The sequence below is a fragment of the Chitinophaga sp. 01L420 genome, assembly GCF_056399985.1.
On sequence record NZ_JBFTSK010000010.1, the window covers coordinates 138300 to 156086 of the forward strand.

Consider the following 17787-nt stretch of genomic DNA (forward strand, 5'->3'; position numbering starts at 1 on the left):
TCCGCAGATGCACCCCTTCTCTTCAAATCTACGACAGATTATCTTTTATACGCTGGCAGTCTGCGCCACCTTTTTTGCAGCCGCCGGTGTTTTTTTCTTTCTTCCTTTGCCCCACCAGATAATAAACCCGGTAATGGGCAAAGTGGCGCCGATTAAGCTGGTAAAAAATGCCATGAACTTTCCGGGCAAACCAAGTATGCTGCCCACATGGATATCGTAGTTCATGCGTCTCAGTTTACCGGCAAAATCAGCTTCCTGATAAGACTGTTCATATAGTTTGTTGCCCGTAAGCGGCTCCAGTGTATGCTGATCATACAGGTAACGCTGATTGTTATAATACTGCCCCCGGGAAGGATATACAATCACGCTGATCGCCGCCTGTGCTTTGGTTGTATCCGGGAATCCCAGGTAAAAACCAGCTGCCTCCGGATGTTTGCCAACTACTGTTTTCCAGGAGATGTCCATCTTTTGCCCCAGGTTATCAAAATGCTTTTTCCCTGCCTGCAAAGAATCTGATTTCAACTCTACAAATTCAGGCATGGTTTTCCCGCCCGATGTTGCCCAGTACAGGCCTTTGCTCCACCATTCCAGTCCGTATACCATACCGGTAACGCCTATAGCAAAAAGCAGGAGCAGGGCATAAAATCCAAGTACATTATGCAGGTCATAGTTGATCCTTTTGGTACTTGCGCCCCATTTTATTTTAAAACTTTGATTACGGGTACTTTTATTCCATTTTTTAGGCCACCATAACACCAACCCGCTTATCAGCGTAATCACGCAGATAAGGGTGCTGTAATTGATAATAGGACGTCCTATTTTGTAAGGCAGCCAAAGAAAACGATGCCCGTTCAATACCCAGCGAAAAAAGCTGACATCCCCTTCTTTGCGGTCTACCTTGCTGATGACTGCTCCGGTATAAGGATTCAGTTTCAGGGTAGACCCACCCCGACGCCCGCCGATATTAGCTTCTACGGCCTTCCCTTCTTTGTATAATACATAGCCCACCTGTTTACCGGGATACACTTTATTCGCTACCGCCATGATCTGCGAAGGAGCAATCAATGCCTGCGATTGTACCGGAATATTGGTCTCCGGTTCCGTCAGGCTGGTAATTTCTTCATTGAATACATAGATGCAGCTGGTAATACAAATGATGACTACAATAATACCCGACACAAGGCCCAGCCACAAATGCAGCCAGGCAGATATGCGATAAAACAGTGACCGGGAATTGGATTTCTTCCCAGCTACTTTTTTTGAATTACTCATATTTTTCTACTTAAACGGGTTATTAATATTCCACTTTTGTAATCGCCGTAATCTTACCACCGTTCACTGTCAAACCACGTGTAGCCGTAGCCATAGCTATGTCTATTTTATAAACCCAACTTCCATTCGCCGTATTTAAACCGATATAACCGGTTTTGCCATCTTCAGAAGTGGTATTATTATTATAGGTGGCAGAAGTACTGGTAATCGCCGCCGGCGCACCTGTTATCCAGGTAAACGTTTTCTTTTCCACATCTGCCAGGGCCATTTTCAGATTGCCTTTCACTGCCCTGGCATCTTCATACATCATCAGTAAAAATTGATGGTGCCCCAGGTAAGCCTGTGAAGCAATATGATGACCACCGGATATTTCCTGCACATTGAAAAAATAGTTTTGATCAAATTCGGTGGTCCCTTTCAATATCCTCACAATAGCCGAAGGCCTGGTGGTGGTTACTTTCCCACTATTTGTTGCAGCCGCCTGTGAAAAACCATATACATCCCCCTCTTCAGTAACGCCTAATCCATCAGTGAAATAGGCTCCTAAGTAGCTGGTCCGGTTATCCCTGATTACTTTTTCCAGCTTCAGGTCGGGGTAAGAAAATACAGCCACCCAACTACTATCGGGATACGCCGTACCAAATGCGTCACTGCAGCATCCTTTGATACTCATGTAAGGAGCATATACCTTTTCTCCTACCTGGGTAGCCCAGGTGAAATGCGCCCTTTCCCCGTTTGCAGCCAGTTGCACAATATTTATATTGCCACGCCCCACAATCCTTGATTTCATGGCATCAATACGATACGTGCTGGCCACTTCATTGCCACTCCGCGGTACTTTTATGAGTAATAGCTCGTCGTTTACTTTAACAAATACCTGTACGGTTTCTGTCTGAAACTCTGTTGTTTTCACCATTTTACCGCTGGTAGTAAAGCGATAGGTAGTCACCGCTCCCGGGTTGCCCTGTCCATACAGGAGACTGAAAAATCTCCCCTTATGCGTCAGGTAGTAGCGGTAAGAGCCATCCTGCTCCATACCATTGCCTGCAGTGGTAATAGTACCGCCACCCAGACTATCCGTTGTCAGTAAAACATCCGCAATACCGCTGGTACCTATGGGTGTTGCTGTTATTACATATTTTGCCAGCCCCTGGAATTTTCCTTCTATAAAAGACTCATCCATCGTATCTTCTTTATCACATGATATTCCCATAAAAATGATACTGCAAAACAGGAATAAAAGCTTACTTATTTTTTTCATCACTATCCTTATTGAAATTGAAATGATTGATATTTATTTACTGATAAAGTACCGCAGCTTGGCATAAAATGCACGACCTGGTTTCTGTAAGGTGAAATTGTCATACAGTTTGTTATCCACCAGGTTTTTACACTCTACAGATACATTATACCGGCCATTAACCAGGCTATACACCATGTTTACGTCCTGGGAAAACTGTCTTGGAATTCCTAACTTCTCTTCTGCCTGGCTGGGCCAGGAGAGATAATATCCGTGCACATACAACAGGTTATAACCCAGCGTAAGTGTATTGCCTTTTTTCAATACATTTCTAAAGAAGAGAGACGCATCTGCATTACCAAAAAGAAAAGGCATATTAGGGATACGATCTCTGTACAGCGGACTTACATTCTTTTGTCCGTCTTCATACTCCGTATTGTTACGCAGGTTCTGGTAGGTCATGTTCACCCCGGCAGTAAATAGTTGTTTGAAAGAATATCTTACCTCTCCGTCTATTCCCATATTGGTCACTTTAGCCAGGTTACCATTTGTTTGCCTGGTCTGGTTAGGATTCAGCATAGGACGGATAAAGTCGCTGGCATCGCGGTACAGGAAATTAGCATCAAAGAGAAAACGGTGATCACCTTTAATATTCAACTGATAATTTACCCCGAAATTGAAATTGTTGCTGCTCTCAGGTTTCAGGTCTGTATTACCTTCCAGGTTGATCATATCACCATACAGTTCTTCCGTTTCAGGCAAACGATAACTTTTTTCATAAGAGGTTTTCAGTTGTAACACCGGCAGGATAAAGTAGGTGGTAGCCAAACCGTATCCCTGCTTACTAAATTTCGACTCCTGATTTCTATAGGCTACATCCCCCCAGTTACCACTTGGATTGTAGCTTTGCGAGAAGCTGTTGCGTTGTGAATAATTTTTCACAAATACGGAAGTATTCCACCTGGCATTGTAATCAAATTTATATCCCAGACCCAATACGTTCTTATTTACTTTTTTTGGTTGATCATACTTCTCATCCTGTGGAAATAATTCATCCTTTCCTTTGCGGCTGAAAGTACTGTATACATCATTGATGATAAAGGAATGGTGGTCATCTAAACGATAGCTCAGATTGGCGGTACCCAATCCATTGTTGTTACTGAATTTATACATGCTCCGTTCCCTTTCGGCACCATTATTAGGCACATGTTGCTTAAACCAGTTGTAGCGACGGTTTACCGTATCAATATTTTGTTCATGTCCCAGGTTATAGTTACCTGTCAGGCTAAAGTCCAATCCCTTTACAAAGATGTCTTTTACCTGGTATTTCACACTGGGCATCAGGATATCGCCTTTGCGGTGCCAGTCGCCAAATACACTGACCATTCTTGCGCCGGATTGTATTTCCGCGTAGTTCTGTCCCATGGTGATACCGAATAATAATTTATCGGCGTATTTCTTTCCCACTACCCCCACATTGGCAATGATAGTTTCATTATGATAAGTATCATGGAATCTTCTTACCCATTGACGGGGATAATATTCACCGGTAAGCAGATCGGCTACATTCACGCGTACACGATAATTGTTATCGGAGTAATTCTGGAAGGCATTTATCTGCACCGTAAAACCTGATTTGGCGGTATAACCTGCATTCAGGGTAGAGCGGTGTGTGTTAAAGGAGCCAAAGGAATAAGAAGCATCTACATAACTGCGTTTGCTATTACTGGTAACGATATTAATAGCGCCACCCAAAGCATCTGATCCCAGCCAGATAGGCACTACACCTTTGTATACCTCTACTCTTTCTGCCAGGTTGATAGGAATATTATTCAGCTGGAAAGAAGAACCAAAGTTATCCATAGGTACTCCATCCAGGAAAAACTTCACCTGCCGTCCGGTAAAACCATTCAGGGAGAAATTCATCCTGGAACCTAAGCCACCATCTTCGCGGACGCGGATGCCAGATACACGATCCAGTGCATGTGAGAGATCCAGGGTGGAGTTGTATAATTTCTTCGCATCAATGGCCGTTACGTTAAAGGCCTGCCGGTTTACTTCCTGGCTGGTAGAGCGACCTATCACGGATACGGTATTTATTTCACTGACAGCTAATGTCATGGTAAGTTGTAGTATTTTTTCTTCTCCTGCCTTCAGGTCCAGTGTCTGATCGGCTTTCTTAAATCCTACTGCAGAAATACTGAGGATATGTTTACCAGGATTCACTTTCTGTATGCGGAAAAATCCATCTACATTAGAGATAGCGTTGGCGTTATTGTTATGCAGTTTCACGGAAGCACCGGGAACAGGTGTACCGGCAGCATCTTTCAGATAACCACTAATGGTAGCCGTACTAACTGACTGGGCATAAGTAAAAAGGACAAGGGATAGCAATATGCTTGTCAGCAAAAGTTTTCTGATATACATTTTTAAACAGCTTTTTTTAAGTCTCCGGCAGGTATTGGCAATAGTTGATCAGGCGGCGTTTCCGCAACATCCGCTACTGGTTTCCTGTCTCATTTTAGTTCCGCAGTATGTGTATGAAAAGTATATCCTGGCAGCATGGTTCCAGGCGTTCACATACAGTATTGATTATAGGTATTGAATTTCTTTTGCAAAAGTACCCGAAAATTTAACAAACCATTTTCGACATCGGGAATTTTTAGGTTGCTGAATTTTTCCGCATTGCGTCAGGATTAAATTTCGGTTATGCGTATACGTTAGTAAGGGTTCGTCGTGGGCAAGACGAACCCTTATCATGATCCCTTGGTTATAAGTAGCTACAGCGCCAATTTCAGTGCTGCCGCTACCCTGTCAGTAGTTCCTGGCATAGCAATAATTTCTTTGGTTTTATTAAGAATAAAATAGGTGGGATATCCATGAATCACCAGCTTATCCAGGTAATTGCCTTCCCTGCCATTATACAGCGTCACCCATTGTGACATTCGCTGTTGTTTGTCCAGGAACGTTGTCATCTTTTCAAGTGTTTCATCTACTGCGATACTCACGATGGTCAGTTTTCCCTTACATTGCTCCATCCAGTCTGGAAAATTTCTCATACCTGCAATACAACCCGGACACCAGGAGCCCCAGAAGTCCACCAGGATGAGATCTGATCGAATATCTGCAAAGGATACGAGTGCTCCTTTTTCATTCTTTAATGACAAAATCGGAAATGGATCTCCCAATTTAATTTGATTATTGCGCAATATCACTTTTTTAAGTGCTTCCTTCGCATGCATATCTTTTAATACGGGTAATACCTTTGTCTGGATACCATCCGCGTACTTTTTCTTTTCCGCCGGTGCTTCCCCTGATCCGTATAACTGGCTGCAACCTGCCACTATAGCCCAGTCACGGAGGCAGTCATTTTTAAAATATCCAGCCTCCTGTACCACCCGATCCAAACTGCCCTCCTCATTGCGGAGTTGATACCTGCGATCCCTTAAATAATTTATTCTGGCACCAAGATATGCCTCCAACGTTTTCATATAAAATGGATTCCAGGTCCGGAGATCTACGTTATTGAAATAATTATTCTCGAAACCGGTTAATAAATTATTTTCCACCGGAATAAAAGTGATAAAGGACAATTTATAAACCGCCGCCATATAATGAATAAGATCATTGTATACGGGCTGCTGGTGAACCAGGTATTTCGCTTCCATGCGTCCAAATATCTTCAACATCGAATCAGCTGATAATTGACATTTGTACCTCCCGCTGCTACTATCTATAAATAAAGAAAGCCAGTTTTTCTCCAGATCCCTCAGCAGGTCTCCTAACTTTTCATTCACCGGAATACCTTTGATGTCTTTTACCACGAGCCCGTCCGCTAACTCATTAACAACATATTCTCCACCCTGCAATACATATATGTTAAGCGACTTGTTCTCTACCTGCAACTTTACCAAAGGAGCAAAGGCATCACTGATGCTTACCTGGAAATTTCCCATGGTATCTGTTTGCACCTGCGCAGCGGGAATAGCGGGGCCACTGAAATAATCGGCGTACCCAAATACAGTCAGCCATTTCTTCGGTGAGGTTTTAATCTGTCCCTTTATCACAACGGAAGCCTGTAATGCAGTACCAATAATGATTACAAAGATAAACAGGTATAAAAAAAGAACTTTCATGTATACTTTTTATTTCCGATATGAATGTACTGTTTATAACCCGGCTAAAAATGTGCGTTACTTGTTAAAATCTTCACCCGATAACTTTAAACTTCTCGCAAAACAACTATGTTGTTAACAAAGAATTTACACTTGATAATCTGCATTCTTCTACCTTGAATGCAAACAGGAAGGAAAACCTGCCCCTCTTTTGAATTTGAAAACCTGGAAACTATGAAAATAACCAATGTAATACCCAGGATGACCAGTCAGGATGCTGAAGCAAATGAAACGACCGGACGGATTATAAAGATTGTCAATTCTCTGGCCCTTGGTGCCAGTCTGCTTGCTTTTGTACTGGGCTGTTTACTCTATTATATGACCGGCTATAAAAGTATATTATATCCGGCCATGCTGGAAAGCGCCTTGTTTCTTTCCATATTGCTGATCACCCGGCACAGCCGGCCGGAATACGGGCAGCAGTTGATGTTCTTTTTACACAGTGTATCTATCTGGTACTTTGGCATCGTACTGGGACCAGCAGCACAGATCTACCTGTTTGCCCCGTTCCTTGCGTTTTGTGTATTCCTGGTATTTCACCGCCCACTGGCACAAATCATTGTATTAACCAGCAGCGCAGGCATGTTGCTGTTAATAGAAATGAATTACCGGCAAGGACTTATTACACCGCTGCCGCTGAATAAGGAAACCGAAGCGGGTCTTCGCTGGCTTGTCATTGCAGCCGCCACTTTCCTGAATGGCACTGCCCTCTATTATTTTACCAGGGAAAGCAGGTTTCAGAATAAGCAATTACAGCTTTTGGTGAATCAACTTGATAAAGCCAATCAGGCAATGAGAATATACGTGCGGGAAACCACCCACGAAATCAGATCTCCGCTGAATGTAGTCAACAGTATTCTGCAGAACTACATTGAAACAGCGGATAGGGGGAAACGAACCGTCCAGGTGGGAATAGCCCACCTGGAAGCGGTTCACTTTGCCTGCCAGGATATGCAGCTCGTGATGAGCAATGCCCTTGGCTGGTCAAAGATTGAGGCAGGGAAAGATGAGATCAGCAAATCGCCGTTCCTGTTCACCGACTGGATACTGCAACTCTGCGACACCTATGAATACCTCGCCAAAAGAAGATCTGTACATATTAATATTGCCTTCAGCGATAACCTGCCCGAATATATTCTGGCAGATAAATCAAAACTGCGTACCATCATCGTTAACTTACTCAGCAATGCTATCAAGTTTACTACTTTCCGCTCCATCATTACGGTGAGTGCCACTATGAAAAATAACCAGCTCGTTTTTTCTGTTACCGACCAGGGAGCAGGCATTTCAACAGAGAAAAAAGAACACATCTTTGATCCGTATGTCAGTGAACTCGGGCAACAAACAGAGTCCAGTGGGCTGGGACTACCCATCGCACGTCATATGGCACGCATGATGGGAGGTGATCTGTTTGTCAGTGACAACACCGATGGCGGCGGCAGCATCTTCACCCTCCACATGCCGGTAGAAGCCATTCCGCCACCACCTACCGCGAATGCGATCATCGATTATTCTCTCTTAAGTGGTTTAAAAGTACTGGTAGTGGATGACGATCATCTCAATCATCTCGCCTTCTCCCTCGCTTTGAAACGCATGGGCATAGAAGTGATCCTCGCTGATTCAGGTCCGCAAGGCTTCACCAAAGCCCGTCTCCATGAACCAGATGCCATTTTAATGGATATGATTATGCCGCATGTCAGCGGTATAGAAATGCTGGCACAATTTAAAGCCGACAGAACACTGCGGCAAATTCCGTTCATCCTGGTATCCGGCAATTGTTATAGTGAAGTACGGGAAGAAGTAATTGCTTCCGGCGCAGATGGCTTTTTAAGTAAACCTGTAAATATTGAACAACTATATAACATACTGAAAGAGCTCGTGGTGATGGCATAGCCATCATCACACTGCTTTCAAACGCCAGGTGGACCTGATTCTGCCAGCCCCCCGCATCTTTTGCAACTGCGCTTCCGTCAGTTTTTCCAGCAGATGTGGCAACGCTGTCAGCCGGCTACGGTCCCTCTCCGCCTCTTTGTCTATCTCAAATCCCATCTTTTTAAAAAATGCTTCGGCCACCTCAAAACTGTCAAACATGTTTTCATGAATCCTGTGCTGCGCATAAAAGGCATTCCACTCTTCCCCACGATCAACACCCGATTTTGTATGGTCCCATTTCACATAAATATCAGCCGTAATCCAATAGCCACCACGCTGCGTCAATACCCGGTGAATGATACGACACAACTGTTCTTTTTCTGATTCATCCAGGTACATCAACAGCCCCTCATTCACAATCACTATTTCACCCGCCGGAAAACGACTCACCCTTTCTTCAAATTGCGCTTCATCTAATGCATTCAAAGGCAACAACTCCAATGCACTCACCACGGATGCGCCGGACAACGCCGCCACAAATTCTTTTTTAATCGCCACCACTTCCGGTAAGTCTGTATCAATATAATGATAACCCGGCTGCTTCGTGGCTTCCAGTCCCCGGAAAGAAAAACCCGACGATAACTCCAGTATATTTTTAATAGACAAATCCGCCAGTAGCTGGTCAATACTCCAGTAACGGTCTTCGAAATGCAATACCCGCCCCCAAAAGGAAACGTCTTTATTGCTAAGGTCCGGCTGATAGGGCTGCGGTGCTATCATCAGCTCCGCAGCCTCCTTTACAAAAGGAATTTGGGTGATCCCTTTCAACAGTAATAATGATTTGGCAGTAGGGCTGATGGTGCTGTAATCGCGGGAGGTTTCCATACGTATTATTTTATACGTAAAGATACCAGCTATTCTTCACCGGCTAAAAAATCAGCATAAAAATCCGGAATCGGACTGCTACGGATACCGGCAATGGTGTCGGCAATCGGATAAGCTACTTTCCGGATCACCGGTGTCAGCTTCTCTCCGGCGATCGTTAGCTGCAGGTAAGCTGCCAGCCGGTCTTTCTCTTTTGATCTTCCCACGGCGCCTGTATTCATCACCATCTTACCGGCCGGTTCCAGTTGCCGTATATACGACAAATGGGTATGCCCCGTAATCAGTATATCTGCCCGGTGTTCGTCCAGCATATTTAACAGGTCTTTTTCTGCATGCTGTTCATATAAATATTCATCATTGCTCCTGGTGCTGCCATGTACCAACAACAAAGTAGCAGATGGAAAACTCAGTCGTATAAAACGGGGCAGATCGGTCAGGAAAGCCTTGTTATCCGGTGTAATGGTATCTTTCGTATAATTAATGGCGGTAAGCCTCGCGTCCTGCTCTACTTTACTATGCTTGCTGAGAGGTAACACCGGATGATTAAAAGCAATGCGCTCATCATGATTGCCCATGATCACTGGTATCTGCCGGCACCGGATCAGCGCTATTACTTCATTATGCCAGGGCGCCGCATCTGTTAAATCCCCCAAACAATATACCTGGTCTGCCCCAAAGGCATGAATGTCTTCCAATACCGCCTGCAATGCCGGCAGGTTGCCGTGAATATCACTGATGATAGCTATCTTCAACATGCTGATGATTCTTTGATCTTGTGCAACGTTACATATTAATTCAGGCGCAACATATTTATTGCGAAAGAAAAAGTAAAAAACACAACTATTTCATTAAATAATACCATTTACTTTTTACCTATAAATGCGGCCAGGTAAGGGGCTGTTTTACTATTAGGTACTGTTGCTATTTTTTCGGGTGGCCCTGCAGCTATTATCTTTCCACCTTCATCGCCGGCACCCGGACCAATATCAATTACCCAGTCGCTGCCCGCGACTACCCGCATTTCATGTTCTACCACCACTACGGTGTTGCCGGCATCTACCAGTCCATTCAGTTGTGTAATTAATTTTTCTGCATCGGCCGGATGCAAACCGGTAGTAGGCTCGTCCAGTATATACAGCGTATTCCCTTTGCCGATGCGCTGCAGTTCTGTTGCCAGCTTAATACGCTGCGCTTCTCCGCCGGAAAGTTCTGTGGCGGGTTGTCCTAACCGCAGATAGCCCAGCCCCACTTCATGCAATACTTCCAGTGATCGCTGCAGGGAGGCATCTGTGGTGAAAAAGTCTTTTGCTTCGTCGACCGTCATGCCGAGTACTTCTGCGATATTTTTATCCTGCCAGGTGACTTCCAGCGTTTTTGCATTATAACGAGCACCATGACAGGTAGGACAAGGGGCATATACGCTGGGCAGAAAAAGCAGTTCCACCATCACGGATCCTTCGCCCTGGCAGGTTTCACATCGCCCTTTTGCCACATTAAAAGAAAAGCGTCCGGCATCGTACTTCCGGGCTTTAGCCATTTTGGTAGCGGCAAACAATTTACGCACCTGGTCAAATAAACCGGTATAAGTAGCCAGGTTAGAACGTGGAGTACGACCTATCGGTTTCTGATCTACCTGTACCAATCGTTTAATATTTTCCATGCCACCTGTAATGCGGCCACCCAGCGTAACAGGCCGCGATTGTTCGAGCTCCTCTCCTTCTTCCGCTGCCGGTGCTTCATAACCCAGATAGGTGGCCACCAGCTCTACCAGCACCTGGCTCACCAGGCTGGATTTACCGGAGCCAGATATACCTGTTACGGTAGTAAATACACCTAATGGAAACGCAGCATCCAACGACACCAGGTTGTTACGGGTAACGCCGGCCAATGTCAGCCAACCCTTCGGTTCACGGGGCTTGCGGGTAATTTTTTTTTCCCGGGAGAAGAGATAATGACGGGTACTGGAAGCTACCACGTGCTCCAAACCGGCAGGTTCACCACTGTATAATATATGTCCGCCTTGTTCACCTGCAGCAGGGCCTACATCCACAATCCATTCCGCATGACGGATCACATCCAGGTCATGTTCTACCACAAACAGCGAGTTGCCCGCCGCTTTTAGTTTATCCATGGCCGTTAGTAGGGCTGCTGTATCAGCAGGATGCAATCCGGCAGAGGGCTCATCGAGTACATACACTACGCCGAACAGATTAGATCTTACCTGTGTAGCCAGTCGTAACCGCTGTAACTCGCCCGGAGAAAGACTGGGAGAACTACGCTCCAGCAGCAGGTAACCTAAACCCAGATCCAGTAAAATAGACAATCGTGCTGCCAGATCCTGCGCAATACGCTGCGCCACAATAATACGCTCCGGGTGCAACCCTTTTGCCACAAAGGCCTCGGAAGATCCGCAGGCATAACGTTCCATTAAAGCCGCGAGCTTTTTCAGCGGCAACCTGGACATTTCTGCAATGTCCAGTCCATCAAATTTCACCGACAGCGCTTTTCTGCCCAAACGCTTGCCATCGCATTCCGGGCATTCCCTACTGATCATATATTGCGACACCCGCTTTTTCATAGCAGCACTTTCTGTGTTGGCAAAAGTGTGCATCACATATCTTTTCGCACCGGAGAAGGTACCCATGTAACTGGGTTCCATCTTGCGTTTCAGGGCATCTTTAGTTTCTTCAGGTGTAAAGCCGGCATATACCGGTACTACTGGCTGCTCTTCTGTAAACAGGACCCAGTCACGCACTTTCTTTGGCAGCTCGCGCCATGGCTTATCTACATCATAGCCGAGGGTAACGAGTATATCCCGGAGATTTTGTCCGTACCAGGCAGTAGGCCATGCGGCCACTGCACGTTCCCGGATGGTCAGTGAATCATCCGGCACCATAGAGGCTTCTGTGGCATCGTAAATACGACCGAGACCATGACATACGGGACAAGCGCCCGCAGGGGTATTGGGAGAAAAGAATTCTGAATCCATTTGTTCCTGGTGAGGCGGATATACACCTGCCCGGGAATACAACATGCGCAGCAAATTAGATAAGGTCGTTACGCTGCCTACAGATGAACGGGTAGTAGGTGCGCCCCGCTGCTGTTGCAATGCTACTGCGGGCGGCAAACCATCTATTTCATCGACTACCGGTACCGGCATTTGGTGAAATAACCTCCGCGCATAGGGCGACACTGACTCCAGGTAACGGCGCTGTGCCTCTGCATACAGGGTCCCAAATGCCAGTGATGATTTACCTGAACCGGAAACGCCGGTAAATACCACCAGCGCATTTCGGGGAATGCTGAGCGTTACATTTTTCAGGTTGTGTTCACGTGCACCACGCACATGTACAAAACCGGTATCACCAGTCGCTGTAGGGGTTTGATCTTGTTTTCGCATGCCCGGTTGCCACAAAAACTATGCCCCGCGACCAGTTGGCGTATCCTCACAACACCGCAAGATCCGGGTTTTCTGTGGTAGTACTCCGTGCTAATTTTACACTTCAATACAAATTGTATCAGATGGAAAATATCACTAACCGTCTGTTGTCGCACAACTGGCAGCACACAACGGATCAATTACTGGAACAGGGCTACGCCCTCGTAGAAAACGCGCTGACCAAAACGGAATGTAAGGCACTCATCAGCGCCTACAATGCTGATAATACCTATCGTAAAACCATTGTGATGGAACGTTACCGTTTCGGCAAAGGAGAATATAAATACTTTCAATATCCGCTACCAGACATCATTACCAGCATCCGTGAAACAGTATATCCTTTCATTGCGCCCGTAGCTAATAAATGGATGGAAGTATTGAACATCGATAAAAAATTCCCGGCTACACATACGGAACTAAAACAATACTGCCATGATAATGGCCAGACCAAACCCACTATCCTCATATTGAAATACGGGAAGGATGGATTTAATACACTTCACCAGGATTTGTATGGAGACATTTATTTTCCGATGCAGGTAGTGTTATTTTTAAATGAGCCGGAAGAAGATTACACGGGTGGTGAATTTGTACTCACCGAACAAATCCCCAGGGCGCAATCCAAAGCAAATGTACTCAAGCCTAAACGGGGAGATATGTTAATATTCACCACCAACTTCCGTCCCGTGAAAGGTAGTAAAGGCTATTACCGGGTAAATATGAAACATGGGGTAAGTCCGGTCCATAGCGGCAACCGGCATACGTTAGGGATTATTTTTCATGATGCACTGAGTTAAAATAAAGCGATGTTTTATCACGAAAAACTAACTCCCCTATCACTGAGGCGGCTCATTCACCGCGGTGGAATTAAGCTGGGCGGAAATCAATCACTCCACATATATGGTACCCTTTCCTGTGCATCCGGCAGACGAATGAAAACGGCTAACCGTGTTTTCTTTGCAGATGAAGCCGAAGCGAAGGAAAATGGGTACCGCCCTTGCGGGCATTGTATGCGGGCGGCATACAAAGCATGGAAAGCATCACTCTCCCCACGCCGTTAGCATCAAATTACGCGGTCCTCCGTAGTTACGGTGTTCGCATAAATATACACCCTGCCAGGTGCCCAGTGCCAGACGACCATTGCGAATAGGGATCATCACAGCATTACCCAGCAATGCTGCTTTCAGGTGAGCCGGCATATCATCTGACCCTTCATCATCATGTAAATATTCCGGATCATTCTCCGGTACTGTTTTGTTGAAGTACATTTCAAAGTCCAGTCTTACCGTAGGATCTGCATTTTCATTAATGGTGAGTCCTGCAGACGTATGCTGAATGAATACCTGTAACATACCTGTTTTTATTTCGGCGAGTTGTGGAAACCCCTGCACGAGTTCCGCGGTGATAATATGAAATCCTCTCTTTCGTTGATGCAGTTGTATAGGCTGCTGGAATATTTTCATGCCGGTTGTTTAAGAGGTTGCAAGATAATAATTTCATGGCTGACCATACACCACACGCCAGATCCGGTTGGTTTTATCATCTGTTAACAACAGTGCGCCATCTTTCGTTTGGAGCAATCCTACGGGACGTCCCCGCACCACTGAATTCCTGGCATCTTTCACAAAGCCGGTTAAAAAGTCTTCCGGCTTACCTGCAGGCTTGCCGTTCGCAAAAGGTACAAACAGCACCTTATAACCAGATATGGGTTTCCTGTTCCAGGAGCCATGCTGAGCGATAAACGCACCATGGTGATATCGTTGCGGGAATTTATCTCCTGTATAAAACAACAGCCCTAAAGAAGCAGTATGCGCCCCCAACGGAACATCCGGGATAATAGCATTACTCAGGGATACAGGTGCAGGCTCTTTTACTCTGGGGTCAGGATGTGATCCGTAATAAGACCATGGCCACCCGTAAAAACCACCTTCCTGTACGCTGGTGAGATAATCAGGTACCAGGTTGTCGCCTAATTTATCTCTTTCATTCACCGCCACCCATAAGGTGGAAGATCCCGGCGCCCAGCCCATCCCTACGGGGTTTCTCAAACCTGACGCGTATATGCGCAAACCGGTGCCATCGGGATTTATTTCAAGGATGCCGGCCCTTAATTTTTCATTCCCGATACCTTTCTCTGCATGGTCAGTTCCTGATCCCACAGCAATGTATATTTTAGTTTGTTCTTTATTGGCGATGAGGTTACGGGTCCAGTGCCGGTTTACTTTACCTGCCGGCAAGTCCAGTATTTTTTCCGGCGTACCGGTGAGCTTTGTACTGCCTGTTTCATATGTGTATCGTAATAAGGCGTTGGTGTTGGCCACATAAAAATATTGCCCGATTAAGAGCATACCGAATGGCTGTTCTAAACCTTCGAGGAAGGTGCTGCGAAATTCAGGGATACCATCGTGGTTCGCATCCCTTAACAGGGTAATACGGTCCACACTATGTTTCATACTGTTGGATTTGTTGGCGCCCACTATAGTGGCGCCTATCTTCGTCAGAAAAGTATGATTACTGTTGGAGGAGGCGACCAGTATATCACCATTGGGCAACTCATACATCCACCGGGGATTGTCAAAACCAGCGGCATATAAGGTAACGCGAAAGCCTGCCGGCGCCACGGGAGCTTCCCCTTCCTCCCATCCTTTTACATGGCTGTAATTCATATGCGATTTGGTCGCGTACGGCTGTGGCAGAAGAGCCGTATCCTGCGCAGCGAGCGCCTGCGTAATATATAATAAAAACAGTGATAACAGTTCTTTCTTCATGGGGTAAATTTTCAAGGTAATCACTATACCATCACAATATTTACGCCATGAGCACCTGCCTAACGAAGTCTGCTGTACGCATTACAAAATATTTAATTCGAACGGTCACACATTTTTCTTTATCTTCATATTTGCCCACCGCTATAGTAACAATGAGAATGGAAATCCATAATGTTTAAATTTTAACCATGATGAAGCCGCAACAAATAATGATCATAGACGATGATGCAGATGACAGGAACTTCTTCCAGGAAGCTATCAATAATATTTCACCTGTTATAGAAACACATATTTGTGATAGTGGAATTCAGGCGCTCGCATTGTTCCAGGAAAACAAAATCACCACACCTGATTTTATTTTCCTCGACTTTAATATGCCACTGATGAATGGGAGAGAATGCCTGGTAGAATTGAAAAAAATACTGCAACACAAGATTACCAATATTATTATACTCAGTACTTCTGATATGAAGGAAGATATGGAAGATGCGCTGCGTTTGGGAGCTAAGCTGTTCCTGACCAAGCCCAACACTTTCCAGGAGCTTTGCAGTATGCTGAAAGGTGTACTCGAAGGCAGCTGGCAGAAGTTATTCTCTCATCCTGCCAGCTCAGATATGTAAGTTTATGCTTTAACAGCTCCTTTATTATATTTATTCCTATACTCGAGTGGTGACAAACCCGTTGTCTTTTTGAAAATCGTCCGGAAAGCCTTTGTATCAGAATATCCCACCTCCCACATAATTTCGTTGATATTTTTCCGACTGCTTTCAAAACTTTTTTTCGCTACTTCCACTTTTACCCGTTGGATGTATTCAGATACGGTATTGCTGGTGGCTTTTTTAAATCGTCTTTCGAGACTCCTGCGGCCAACGGCAAACATAGAAGACAACTGTTCTACTGTTATCTTCTCCATGAAGTTCTGTTCTATAAATTCCTGCGCCTGTTTCACTGATTCATCCTGATGTTCCCGCTGTCCTTTGAATATGGTAAAGCAGGACTGACTGTCCCTGTCTATTTCTATTTCAAAATATTTGGAAGCCAGAATGGCCATATCTCTGTCTGTATATTTCTCTATCAGGTATATCAGGAGATTCCAGAAAGAATTAGCTCCACCACTGGAATAAATGCCAAATTCATCTGTGATGATTTTTTCAGAAACCAGTTCTATTTGTGGAAACATGGCCCTGAACTCTGCTGCCGCCAGCCAGTGTGTAGAACAACGCCTGCCATCTAACAAACCGGTAGAAGCCAGTAAGAAGGCGCCTACGCAAAGACTAGCCACTTCTGCACCGGCCTTATGTTGCTGTACAATCCAGGGATAGAAGTCCTTATTCTGTGCAATGACTTCCTCCCGCTCTCCGTTTACCGCAGGAATAATGATCAGGTCTGCTTTGTGATCCTCTGTAATCAGTGCATCGGGAGTTACCCTGAAAAGCCGGTCATATACCTGTGCTTCTTTTGTGAGCCCTATCAGCTTTACATTGAATAAGGCAGGTCTTCCCAGGCTTTCCAGGAAGTCATTCGCTTTCGTAAAAGCAACAAAAGATCCTTCAATGCAGCTGAGTGCAACGGCGCCTTTGGGAACGAGAATAGATATCTGCTTCATATACCAAATCTAAGATAAAAGATTGTCGGAATCAACCCTTTTTAAGTCGTTTATACCCCCATCATGAATTTAATAGGTAGTGTACTTTTGAATTGTACCATCATATCAACATTAAACCCTTATAAAAATATGAAAAAGACAAAAATTATCTACTGGATCTTTACCGGCATATTGTCGGCCTTAATTGTCCTGGGAGCAGTACCTGATCTGATCAGCATACCGGAAGCGCAAACCATGTTTAAACACTTAGGCTATCCGATGTATCTGTTGCCATTCCTGGGACTGGCAAAAATAATGGGCATCATTGCCATTCTTATCCCCGGCTACCCAAAACTCAAAGAATGGGCGTATGCCGGTCTTTTCTTTGATCTCACCGGTGCGATGTATTCCAGCTTCTCTGTTGGCGACCCGGCTTCACAATGGGCGCCGATTCTGATAGGATATGTCCTGATTTTCGGTTCTTATATTTTCTATCATAAGCTGGCTGCAGCCAAAGATAAAGTCAGCAGCCAATTGAATGTAGCATAAAG

The 17787-nt window shown here is 45.1% G+C and carries 15 protein-coding genes; 5 read left to right on the plus strand and 10 right to left on the minus strand.

Annotated features, from left to right (window positions below; translation table 11 throughout):
* Nucleotides 1–45: 45 nt before the first annotated feature.
* The 4 genes from AC1DP6_RS12690 to AC1DP6_RS12705 all read right to left on the minus strand — a co-directional run bounded on the left by AC1DP6_RS12690 (nucleotide 46) and on the right by AC1DP6_RS12705 (nucleotide 6648).
* Nucleotides 46–1272: a PepSY-associated TM helix domain-containing protein gene (locus AC1DP6_RS12690; RefSeq protein ID WP_477055153.1), complete on the minus strand. Its 1227-nt coding sequence runs from the start codon at nucleotides 1270–1272 to the stop codon at nucleotides 46–48.
* A 22-nt stretch (nucleotides 1273–1294) separates the two neighbouring features.
* A complete protein-coding gene (locus AC1DP6_RS12695) occupies nucleotides 1295–2485 on the minus strand; it encodes a DUF4374 domain-containing protein (RefSeq protein ID WP_477055154.1) in 1191 nt (396 codons plus the stop codon).
* A gap of 81 nt (nucleotides 2486–2566) precedes the next feature.
* Nucleotides 2567–4939 carry a TonB-dependent receptor gene (locus tag AC1DP6_RS12700; RefSeq protein ID WP_477055155.1) on the minus strand — a complete coding sequence of 791 codons (2373 nt, stop codon included), beginning with the start codon at nucleotides 4937–4939 and terminating at the stop codon, nucleotides 2567–2569.
* Between the two features lie 353 nt (nucleotides 4940–5292).
* Nucleotides 5293–6648, minus strand: coding sequence for a TlpA family protein disulfide reductase (locus AC1DP6_RS12705; RefSeq protein WP_477055156.1), 1356 nt, complete (start codon nucleotides 6646–6648; stop codon nucleotides 5293–5295).
* A gap of 213 nt (nucleotides 6649–6861) precedes the next feature.
* On the opposite strand from AC1DP6_RS12705, the gene AC1DP6_RS12710 reads away from it, so the two are divergent.
* Nucleotides 6862–8580, plus strand: coding sequence for an ATP-binding response regulator (locus tag AC1DP6_RS12710; protein ID WP_477055157.1), 1719 nt, complete (start codon nucleotides 6862–6864; stop codon nucleotides 8578–8580).
* A gap of 6 nt (nucleotides 8581–8586) precedes the next feature.
* On the opposite strand, the gene AC1DP6_RS12715 is transcribed toward AC1DP6_RS12710, so the two are convergent.
* The 3 genes from AC1DP6_RS12715 to uvrA all read right to left on the minus strand — a co-directional run bounded on the left by AC1DP6_RS12715 (nucleotide 8587) and on the right by uvrA (nucleotide 12844).
* Nucleotides 8587–9444: a hypothetical protein gene (locus AC1DP6_RS12715; protein WP_477055158.1), complete on the minus strand. Its 858-nt coding sequence runs from the start codon at nucleotides 9442–9444 to the stop codon at nucleotides 8587–8589.
* 29 nt (nucleotides 9445–9473) lie between these two features.
* Nucleotides 9474–10199 (minus strand): metallophosphoesterase family protein, encoded by a 726-nt coding sequence (locus AC1DP6_RS12720; RefSeq protein ID WP_477055159.1) that lies wholly within the window; start codon nucleotides 10197–10199, stop codon nucleotides 9474–9476.
* Nucleotides 10200–10306: 107 nt separating this feature from the next.
* Complete coding sequence (gene uvrA / locus AC1DP6_RS12725; protein ID WP_477055160.1) at nucleotides 10307–12844, minus strand: excinuclease ABC subunit UvrA; 2538 nt, start codon at nucleotides 12842–12844, stop codon at nucleotides 10307–10309.
* 122 nt (nucleotides 12845–12966) lie between these two features.
* On the opposite strand from uvrA, the gene AC1DP6_RS12730 reads away from it, so the two are divergent.
* Complete coding sequence (locus tag AC1DP6_RS12730; RefSeq protein WP_477055161.1) at nucleotides 12967–13680, plus strand: 2OG-Fe(II) oxygenase; 714 nt, start codon at nucleotides 12967–12969, stop codon at nucleotides 13678–13680.
* A 9-nt stretch (nucleotides 13681–13689) separates the two neighbouring features.
* Entirely contained in the window at nucleotides 13690–13944 is a 255-nt protein-coding gene (locus tag AC1DP6_RS12735; RefSeq protein WP_477055162.1) for an Ada metal-binding domain-containing protein, read from the plus strand.
* Here the strand turns inward: AC1DP6_RS12735 and AC1DP6_RS12740 are convergent.
* On the minus strand, nucleotides 13924–14346 hold the full coding sequence (locus AC1DP6_RS12740; RefSeq protein ID WP_441574323.1) for a secondary thiamine-phosphate synthase enzyme YjbQ: 423 nt from the start codon (nucleotides 14344–14346) through the stop codon (nucleotides 13924–13926). The genes AC1DP6_RS12735 and AC1DP6_RS12740 overlap by 21 nt on opposite strands.
* Nucleotides 14347–14379: 33 nt before the next feature.
* A complete protein-coding gene (locus tag AC1DP6_RS12745; RefSeq protein ID WP_477055163.1) occupies nucleotides 14380–15651 on the minus strand; it encodes a PQQ-dependent sugar dehydrogenase in 1272 nt (423 codons plus the stop codon).
* Nucleotides 15652–15839: 188 nt separating this feature from the next.
* On the opposite strand from AC1DP6_RS12745, the gene AC1DP6_RS12750 reads away from it, so the two are divergent.
* Complete coding sequence (locus AC1DP6_RS12750; protein WP_477055164.1) at nucleotides 15840–16271, plus strand: response regulator; 432 nt, start codon at nucleotides 15840–15842, stop codon at nucleotides 16269–16271.
* A gap of 2 nt (nucleotides 16272–16273) precedes the next feature.
* On the opposite strand, the gene AC1DP6_RS12755 is transcribed toward AC1DP6_RS12750, so the two are convergent.
* Complete coding sequence (locus AC1DP6_RS12755) at nucleotides 16274–17257, minus strand: GlxA family transcriptional regulator (RefSeq protein ID WP_477055165.1); 984 nt, start codon at nucleotides 17255–17257, stop codon at nucleotides 16274–16276.
* Nucleotides 17258–17386: 129 nt separating this feature from the next.
* Here AC1DP6_RS12755 and AC1DP6_RS12760 point away from each other — a divergent pair, with 129 nt between their 5' ends.
* Nucleotides 17387–17785, plus strand: coding sequence for a DoxX family protein (locus AC1DP6_RS12760; protein ID WP_477055166.1), 399 nt, complete (start codon nucleotides 17387–17389; stop codon nucleotides 17783–17785).
* The last annotated feature ends 2 nt before the right edge of the window (nucleotides 17786–17787 follow it).